This is a genomic window from Rhodococcus sp. MT28 (assembly GCF_058792695.1).
Genome location: NZ_JBXAFD010000009.1, coordinates 154,615 through 163,156, shown reverse-complemented (window position 1 = coordinate 163,156; position 8,542 = coordinate 154,615). Strand labels below are relative to the sequence as shown.

Annotated in this window: 7 protein-coding genes and 1 pseudogene; 3 read left to right on the top strand and 5 right to left on the bottom strand. The window is 63.1% G+C overall.

Annotation, left to right across the window (positions count from 1 at the left end; genetic code table 11):
* From AC1Q6C_RS27890 to AC1Q6C_RS27880, 3 genes and pseudogenes are all read right to left on the bottom strand, one after another.
* Positions 1-326, bottom strand: a pseudogene (locus tag AC1Q6C_RS27890) (ACR3 family arsenite efflux transporter); the annotation flags it as partial.
* Positions 323-709 (bottom strand): ArsR/SmtB family transcription factor, encoded by a 387-nt coding sequence (locus AC1Q6C_RS27885; protein ID WP_047270115.1) that lies wholly within the window; start codon positions 707-709, stop codon positions 323-325. The gene AC1Q6C_RS27885 and the pseudogene AC1Q6C_RS27890, both read right to left, overlap by 4 nt.
* A gap of 64 nt (positions 710-773) precedes the next feature.
* Complete coding sequence (locus tag AC1Q6C_RS27880) at positions 774-1,658, bottom strand: helix-turn-helix domain-containing GNAT family N-acetyltransferase (RefSeq protein WP_050655317.1); 885 nt, start codon at positions 1,656-1,658, stop codon at positions 774-776.
* A gap of 96 nt (positions 1,659-1,754) precedes the next feature.
* On the opposite strand from AC1Q6C_RS27880, the gene AC1Q6C_RS27875 reads away from it, so the two are divergent.
* Positions 1,755-3,116, top strand: coding sequence for an NAD(P)-binding domain-containing protein (locus AC1Q6C_RS27875; RefSeq protein WP_125051238.1), 1,362 nt, complete (start codon positions 1,755-1,757; stop codon positions 3,114-3,116).
* 69 nt (positions 3,117-3,185) lie between these two features.
* Positions 3,186-4,907: a malto-oligosyltrehalose trehalohydrolase gene (gene treZ, locus AC1Q6C_RS27870; RefSeq protein ID WP_030537019.1), complete on the top strand. Its 1,722-nt coding sequence runs from the start codon at positions 3,186-3,188 to the stop codon at positions 4,905-4,907.
* A 21-nt stretch (positions 4,908-4,928) separates the two neighbouring features.
* Here the strand turns inward: treZ and AC1Q6C_RS27865 are convergent, their stop codons facing one another.
* The gene (locus AC1Q6C_RS27865; protein WP_230358782.1) at positions 4,929-6,473 is read right to left on the bottom strand and encodes an MFS transporter; all 1,545 of its coding nucleotides are present in this window, start codon (positions 6,471-6,473) and stop codon (positions 4,929-4,931) included.
* Positions 6,474-6,601: 128 nt separating this feature from the next.
* Between AC1Q6C_RS27865 and AC1Q6C_RS27860 the strand changes: the two genes are divergently transcribed.
* Positions 6,602-7,123, top strand: a complete 522-nt coding sequence (locus AC1Q6C_RS27860; protein WP_007733148.1) for a TetR/AcrR family transcriptional regulator — start codon at positions 6,602-6,604, stop codon at positions 7,121-7,123.
* Between the two features lie 13 nt (positions 7,124-7,136).
* Here the strand turns inward: AC1Q6C_RS27860 and ilvA are convergent, their stop codons facing one another.
* Positions 7,137-8,492 carry a threonine ammonia-lyase IlvA gene (ilvA, locus tag AC1Q6C_RS27855; RefSeq protein ID WP_007733150.1) on the bottom strand — a complete coding sequence of 452 codons (1,356 nt, stop codon included), beginning with the start codon at positions 8,490-8,492 and terminating at the stop codon, positions 7,137-7,139.
* Between the last annotated feature and the right edge of the window lie 50 nt (positions 8,493-8,542).

Here is an 8,542-nt window from a genome sequence, read left to right as displayed (position 1 = left end):
AGGGCGAACATCAGCGCCGGGCCGAGAACCCAGTTCAGGAACAGGGAGCCGGCGAGGAGTTTCTTGTCCCCGGTGACTGTGTCGAGGCGGTCGTAGCGGACCTTCGCCAGGACCGGGTACATCATGATCAGCAGACCGAGGGCGATCGGTAGCGAGATGCCGTCGATCTGCACCTTGTCCAGGGCAGTGTTCACACCGGGGATCCAGCGTCCAACCAGCAGGCCGACGACCATGGCCACGCCGATCCAGACCGCCAGATAGCGGTCGAGGGTGGAGAGTTTTCCGACGACTTCGGGGTGTTCGGTGGTGGCAGCGGTGTTGCTCATGCGGTGACCTCAGCGCAAGCGTCCACGGCACTCACGCTCGCACCTTCTACCAGCAGAACGGCGGAAAGCTGTTGCAGCGCAGCCGGAATAACCCAGTAGTACACCCAGGTCCCGCGTCGTTCACAATCGAGCAGCCCGGCCTGGCGCAACACCTTCAGGTGATGCGAGATAGTCGGCTGAGACAAGTCGAACGAGTCGGAGATGTCGCAGACGCAGGCTTCACCACCCTCGTGACTTGCCACCAAGCTGAGCAAGCGGAGACGAACCGGATCGCCGAGGGCCTTGAACATCCGAGACAAGTCGCCGGCCCAATCCTCGGTCAACGGTTCACGAACGAGCGGGGTGCAGCAAGCCTCGGAGTCCGGCAGCTCTTGATTCGACATTCTTCGATATTGGCAGATATCGAATCAACGCGCAATCGGGCATCCGGTCAGCCGGATCCCGGACTCATCCCTCGGCGATCGCCGTTCGACGCTCGAGCAGAACAGTGTCGCGCCACACGCCGTCGAGTTCGGCGATCTTCTCGCGAAGGCCGACCGTTCGAAACCCGGCCGAATGATGGAGCGAGATGGAGGCACGGTTCTCCGGGAACATCGACGTCTGCAGAGTCCAGAGTCCGTCGGCGTCGGCGGCCATGACTTGCTTGCGCAACAACGCCTTTCCGACGCCACGACCACGCATGCCGTCCGCAACGTACACGGAGTTCTCGGCAACCCCGCGGTAGCAGTCACGCTCGGAAACCGGACTCAACGCAGCCCATCCGACAACAACACCCCCGACAGTCGCCACCCATCGATGCTGCGGCAGCCACCGTTCGTGGAGATGCTCACGCGAGGGGACCTCAGCGGCAAAGGTGGCATTTCGGGTGTCGATACCCTCGCCGTAAATACGGCGAACCGCATCCCAGTCGTCGTCGATCATGGCCCGGACAGAGACATCGTCGGGCAGATCACTCGGGCAGCACGGACGCGGAGCAAGGACTCCCATCACCACATCCGCCGCCTGCGGCAAGGCAACGCAACACGTCGGACTCATCGCGACGACCGTGCTCGTCCCTTCCTTACGCATGGTCACAAAACCCACATCGGCAAGCTTGCGCAGGTGGTGCGACACCGTCGGTTGCCCGATCCCCAACGCCTCGGCGAGCGCTCCGACGGTAATACCACCGACCGCGCTCGCTACCCGGTGAAGCAATCGGACGCGCATCGGCTCGGCAAGGCAGGCGAACCACTGCGCGTAGGTATCGGCATCGCCCTGCGCGAGGACGGAAGAACGGATCTGATCCGAGTCCGAATCTCCGACTCGCACCGTCGGAGTCTGCAGCGAAGTCATCTCTCCACTATATCGACAGCTGTCGATGGTTGCCTACATTGATGATCGTCGATACTGTTCCCCGTAGATCGATAATCGTCGATGAAAGGCACGAAAATGAACCCCCTACCCGTTGTCGTGATCGGGGCCGGCCCGATCGGCCTGGCAGCCGCAGCAGAACTGCGCGAGCGCGGACTCACACCCCTTGTATTCGAGCGCGGAACCATAGCCGGTGCTGCGATCTCCGAGTGGAATCACGTTCGACTGTTCTCCCGGTGGTCCGAACTCGTCTCCCCCGCCGCGCGGCGACTCCTCGACCAGAATGGATGGAGCTCACCCGACGGGCAGACCTATCCGACCGGCCGGCAATGGCGCGAGCTCTACCTCGAACCACTCGCCTCGGCCCTCGCCGACCTGGTCCAGTTCGACACCGAGGTGATCGGCGTAGCTCGACGCGGACGTGACCTGGTCGTCGACGCCGGACGCGACAGCGAACCCCTCTCGATTCACCTGCGGCGCCGGGACGGAACCGAGGATCGGATGTTCGCCCAGGCCGTTGTGGATGCGTCCGGCACCTGGGGCACCCCCAACCCGCTCGGTGGTGAAGGTCTTCCTGCACTCGGCGAAGGCGCTGTGGGTACTGCGATCCGGTACCGGGTTCCTGATCTCGACGATCCGGCAGTGCGGGCACAGTTCGCCGGAACGCACACCGTCATCGCAGGTAGTGGCCACTCCGCGCTGACGGCGATCGTTGCGCTGTCAGGGTTGGCGGAGCAGGCTCCGAGCACCCGCATCACCTGGGCGGTCCGCCGAGGAAACATCGGCTCTGCATTCGGAGGCGGCGACGCTGACGAACTGCCCGCGCGCGGCGCCCTGGGCTTGCGTGCAAAGAAGGCCGTCGAGGATGGCCTGTTGAGAGTCGTCACCGGCTTCCGCACCGCAGAGGTGACAACTACCCCTTCGGGACAACTCATACTCGCCTCCGATGCGGGTGATCGCATCGAGAACGTGGACAACGTCATAACGCTGACCGGCTTCCGCCCCGATCTGTCCTGGCTCTCGGAAATTCGACTCGGCCTCGACCCGGTCTTACAAGCACCGGTCGAGCTTGCTCCGCTGATCGACCCGAACGTCCACTCGTGCGGCACCGTTTACCCGCATGGCGCGAAGGAGCTTCGCCATCCGGAGCCGGGGGTGTACTTGGCTGGAATGAAAAGCTACGGCCGAGCACCCACCTTCCTGGCGATGACCGGCTACGAGCAGGTTCGCAGCATCGCAGCCGAGCTCGCCGGCGATCACGAAGCAGCGGCCCGCGTCGAGTTGGTCCTTCCGGAGACCGGAGTCTGCGGCGGCGCAGGCATTTTCGACGAACCTGACACAGCAGAAACCGACACAGGGAAAGCCGAGGGCGGATGCTGCAGCGCCCCCGCTCCGAAACTGATCACGCTGTCTGCACCGTCCGGCAACACCTGCGGATAGAAACAGTCCTTGACGACGGAACCAGCCCGCCGGGCTGCCACATCCGGCCGAACAAGGCATGCTGATCGTGTGCATACATTCGAGGTCTGGGCGCCAACACCGGAATCGGTCCGGGTCGAAGTCGACGGCATCACGCACGAGATGGACCGGACCGACGACGGGTGGTGGCGCGCCGAGGTCGACTGCGACAACCGCGCTCGCTACGGCTTTGTCGTCGACGGTGAAACACTCCCGGATCCGCGTTCACCACGCCAGCCCGAAGGCGTGCATCTCCGCTCCCAACTGCACCAACTCGACGAGGCGTCCTGGACCGACTCTCAGTGGACCGGACGACAACTCCCAGGATCATCGGTCTACGAACTGCACATCGGAACGTTCACCCCCGAAGGAACATTCGACGCCGCGATCGAACGTCTCGATCACCTGGTAGACCTCGGCGTCGGCTTCGTGGAAATCATGCCGGTCAACGGCTTCAACGGAACTCACAACTGGGGCTACGACGGTGTGCTCTGGTACACGGTCCACGAGATCTACGGTGGCCCGGACGGATTGCAACGCTTGGTGAATGCGGCCCACGAACGCGGACTCGGCGTGATTCTTGACGTGGTCTACAACCACCTGGGCCCGTCGGGCAACTACCTCGAAAAGTTCGGCCCCTACATTGCCGATGGAGCGAACACCTGGGGCCGAACGATCAACATCGGCGGTCCGCAGTCGGGCGAGGTTCGCGAGTACATCATCGGGAATGCCCTGCGATGGATGCGCGATTTCCACATCGACGGTCTACGCCTCGACGCCGTCCACGCGTTGGTCGATCACACCGCAACGCACATCCTCGAGGAACTCGCCGTCCGAACGGAAACACTGTCGGCTCATCTGGGTCGACCGCTCACGTTGATCGCCGAAAGCGATCTCAACGACGCCACTCTGATCACGCCACGAGCGGCCGGCGGGTTCGGCTTGGACGCGCAGTGGGACGACGACATCCACCACACCATTCACACGGCCGTGTCCGGCGAACGCCAGGGTTATTACGCCGACTTCGGATCCTTGGAATCCCTTGCAAATACATTGCGGCGCGGTTTCTTCCACGCCGGAACGTATTCCTCGTTCCGTGGACGGGTTCACGGCCGGCCGATCGACATCACGCATCAGCCCGCCAGCGCCCTGCTCGCATACACGTGCACCCACGATCAGATCGGCAACCGCGCGATCGGGGACCGCCCGAGCGCCTATCTGACGCCAGGACAATTGGCGATCAAGGCGGCGCTGGTCCTGCTCTCGCCGTACACGCCGATGCTGTTCATGGGCGAGGAATGGGGAGCGACCACTCCGTTCCAGTTCTTCACCTCGCATCCGGAACCGGAACTCGGCGAGGCCACTGCCAAAGGCCGCAAAGCGGAGTTCGCGGCGCACGGCTGGAACAGTGACGACATTCCGGATCCGCAAGACCCACAGACATTTCTGCGATCGAAACTGGACTGGGACGAGCGAGACGACGAGACACGCGCTCGCGTCCTGGCCTGCTATCGCGATCTACTTGCCCTGCGCAGGAAGCGAATCGAGATCACCGACCCTTGGCTGGGGCACCTGCACGTCGACTACAACGAGGACGACCAGTGGATCACCCTGCGCCGCGGCGCATTACAGATCGTGTGCAATCTGGGAACGGACGCGGCCTCGGTCCCGGCCGGCGGAACCCCCATCCTCTGGTGGGATCCGCCGACACAGGACGAGACCGCGTCCGCAACAGTGGTGCCGGGGCACTCGTTCGTCGTACTCGAAAGCTGACTAACTCTCGAGATTCCGGTATTAACGCTTCGCGTTCTCTGGTGTACTCCGCAGCATCCGCAACACCAATGCGGCACTGACGAACAGAACCAAAGCTGTTGCACCGGCAGCAACGTGCATACCGTCGACAAACGCCGACTTCGCGGAATCGGCAAGCACCGAACCGAGTTCACCAGGTAGGTACGTTGCTTCCTGCAGGGCACCGCCGAGCGTGCCCTGTGCAGCGTGCGCCTGATCTGCTTCGAGCATCGAGGTGTCGATTCCCTTGCGGAAGATCGCCATCACCACGCTGCCCAGGATCGCCACGCCGAGCGCGATGCCGAGTTCGTACGCGGTCTCCGACACAGCGGACGCAGCGCCGGCGCGTTCGGGTTCCACCGAGCTGACCACGAGATCCGATGTCAACGTCAACGCGACACCGACACCAGCACCGGCCAGACCGAAGCCGATCACGAACATCAACGGGCCGCTGTCGACGCCGAGCGCGAGCAGCATCGCAGCACCGATACCGGCAACCGCGAGGCCCGCGCTGAGCACGTGAGACACCGACCACCGGCGAATCAACCAGGCCGCCGCAACCGCGGTGAATGCGCTGAGCAACATACCCGGGAGCATCAGCAGGCCGGCGTCGAGCGCCGAGTTACCCAGCACCAACTGCAGGTACTGCGAGCCGAAGAACAGGACACCTGCCAGCGCGAAGATCGAGAGCAGGTTGGTGATGACGGCGGTGGAGAACGACGCGTTGGCAAACAGCTTCAGATCCAACATCGGATCCTTCAGCATCCGCTGACGACGCGCGAACACGTAACCCGCCGCGAGACCAACGAGGCCGATCACCAGCAACGTGATGCTGACGCCGTGCACCACGGATTCCTTGACCGCGTACACCAGCGGCAACATGGTCGCCATCGACAGACCAGCGCTGATGAGGTCGAATCGACCCGGATTGGGGTCCTTCGACTCCGGGATCAGGATCGGGCCGAGTACAACCAGCGCGATCATGACCGGAATGTTGATCAAGAAGACCGAACCCCACCAGAAGTGCTCGAGCAACCAACCACCGACCAACGGGCCGGCCGCGGTACCGCCACCGGCCATCGCGCCCCAGACACCGATCGCCTCGGTGCGCTGACGCGGGTTGACGAAGATCGTGCGGATTAGACCGAGGGTGGCCGGCATCAGCGTTGCACCGGAAATACCCTGCAGCACGCGGGCGGCAATGAGCATCTCGGGACTGACAGCGAGAGCGGCGATGATCGAGGCGAGACCGAAGCCGACTGCGCCGATCAGGAGCAGTTTTCGCCTACCGATCCGGTCGCCGAGCGTACCCATGGTGATGAGCAGACCGGCGAGCACGAACGAATAGACGTCGATGATCCACAGCAACTGCGTGCTGCTCGGTTCGAGGTCGGCGCTGATGAACGGAAGCGCAAGATCGAGCACCGTGCCGTCGACTGCGATGAGCAACACAGCAAAGGCAAGGACTATCAAGCCCGCCCAGTCACGCTTTGTCGCCCGAACCTCGTCGGGATTGATTGCAGACGTGTGATCTGCCGACACTGACATTGCTCCCCTGCGACTTTCTCTGAGTTCTTTCGAAAAGACTTCACTGCACCGTCCAGCCGGTACAGTAGGTCTACGGTAACAGTGAACCGTCCGAGCGGTAAAGTTATTTCCGGGTAGGGTCACATCACATGGCTGCCGACACTCGCGATCGAATTCTCGACGCACTGGAGAAGCTGCTGCTGGTCAGCGGCGTCGCCCAAGTCACGCTCGAAGGCGTTGCCGCCGAAGCCGGGGTTTCCAAGGGCGGACTTCTCTATCACTTCCCCAGCAAGGAAGCACTGCTCGCGGCGATGGTCCGCAGACTCGGAGAACGCTCGGATCAGCAACTCGAAGACGCCGTAGCAGGCGGTACGACGGTCACCGAGTTCTATCTGCAGATCCCCGATGCGAACGAAAGCGAAGAACTCTCACTCTTCCGGTCGATCATCGCGGCACTGAGAACAGTCGACGGACAACACGACGAAATCCAGAAGGCCGTCACACATGTGATGCGGAGCTGGGACAAGGGCCTTCAGACCGAGATCGCCGACCCTGTGCAGGCCGAGATCATCCGACTCGTCGGCGACGGCCTGTATCTGGCGGCCATGCTCGGGCTCCCCCAGCCGGATCCCGAACTGCATCGACAGGTGGTCGAGCGACTGCGGCCCTGACCGGGGGCGTCCCTTACGTCAGATAGCGGTACGCCGGGCTTCCCGGCTCGAGCCTCTCGGACTGCATCGGCGCGCGCTCCATCCGCTCGAGTAACGCCGCCAAACCGTCGGCGGAACCGAGTTCGATACCCACCAACGCGGCACCCGTCTCGCGATTGTTTCGCTTGACGTACTCGAACAGCGCGATGTCGTCGTCCGGCCCGAGCACGTCCGAGAGGAAGCGACGGAGCGCTCCCGGTTCCTGCGGAAAGTCGACCAGGAAGTAGTGCTTGAGCCCGAGGTGAACGAGCGAACGCTCGAGGATTTCGCCGTAACGAGAGACGTCGTTGTTGCCACCGGAGATCAGGCACACGACGGTCGAACCCGGCTCGAACGTCAAATTCTGAAGTGCCGCAACGGAAAGCGCTCCCGCGGGTTCGGCGATGATGCCCTCGCTCTGATACAGCTCGAGCATCGCCGTGCAGATAGCGCCCTCGTCGATCTGATTGACGACAAACGATCCCGAACCGGACCGTGTCTGAAGTTGACGAGCCACGAGCGGCAACGACGCGTGCGACACCACGGCGGCACCCAGACGTGAGACGACCTCGTAGGGAACATCGCCGATCCTCTTGACCGCTGCTCCGTCGACAAATGGATCGACGTCGGGAAGAGTCACCGGGCCCCCGGCAACAAGAGCGGCCGTCATTGACGCCGCACCGGACGGCTCGATCCCGACGATCGACGTCTTCGGCGACCGTTCGTGCAGGTAGGTGGCGATGCCCGCAATGCAACCGCCGCCGCCGACCGGCACGACGATCGTGTCGAGAGGGGCGTCCAATTGCGTGAGAATCTCCGCTGCAATGGTTCCTTGCCCCGCAGCGGTGCGCACGTCGTCGAACGGCGGAACCATGGTTGCGCCGGTTTCGGCTACGTCCTCCGCGGCCGCAGCAGCGGCGGCGTCATAGGTCTCACCGATCATGAACAGTTCGACAAACGCTCCACCGTGCGCGCGGATGCGATCACGCTTCTGCTTGGGGGTATTGGCCGGAACGTAGATCCGACCCTTGATCTGCATCGTTCGGCACGCGAAAGCAACACCCTGCGCATGGTTACCGGCACTGGCAGTCACTACGCCGGCACCGCGTTCGGCCTCGTTGAGCTGAGCGATCAGGTTGTACGCGCCACGAATCTTGTACGAACGAACGCCCTGGAGGTCCTCACGCTTGAGATACACGTGTGCCCCGGTCAACGCCGAAAGACGATCGCTGTACTGCAGGGGCGTCGCCGCAATGACGTGCTGAATTCGCTCGATGGCCGCGTCGATCTCCTGCGCGTCGAGCGCGGGGACGGTGGACTTCGTTACTACGACATCGGGCGAGTTAGACACCCCGCCATTTTCGCACGTCGGAGATCAACCTTCCCACCACCCCGCCCCGC

Coding starts and splice junctions, on each gene's coding strand:
- AC1Q6C_RS27875 (WP_125051238.1), top strand. CDS start 1,755: ATGAACCCCCTACCCGTTGTCGTGATCGGGGCCGGCCCGATCGGCCTG.
- AC1Q6C_RS27885 (WP_047270115.1), bottom strand. CDS start 709: ATGTCGAATCAAGAGCTGCCGGACTCCGAGGCTTGCTGCACCCCGCTC.
- AC1Q6C_RS27880 (WP_050655317.1), bottom strand. CDS start 1,658: ATGACTTCGCTGCAGACTCCGACGGTGCGAGTCGGAGATTCGGACTCG.
- AC1Q6C_RS27860 (WP_007733148.1), top strand. CDS start 6,602: ATGGCTGCCGACACTCGCGATCGAATTCTCGACGCACTGGAGAAGCTG.
- AC1Q6C_RS27865 (WP_230358782.1), bottom strand. CDS start 6,473: ATGTCAGTGTCGGCAGATCACACGTCTGCAATCAATCCCGACGAGGTT.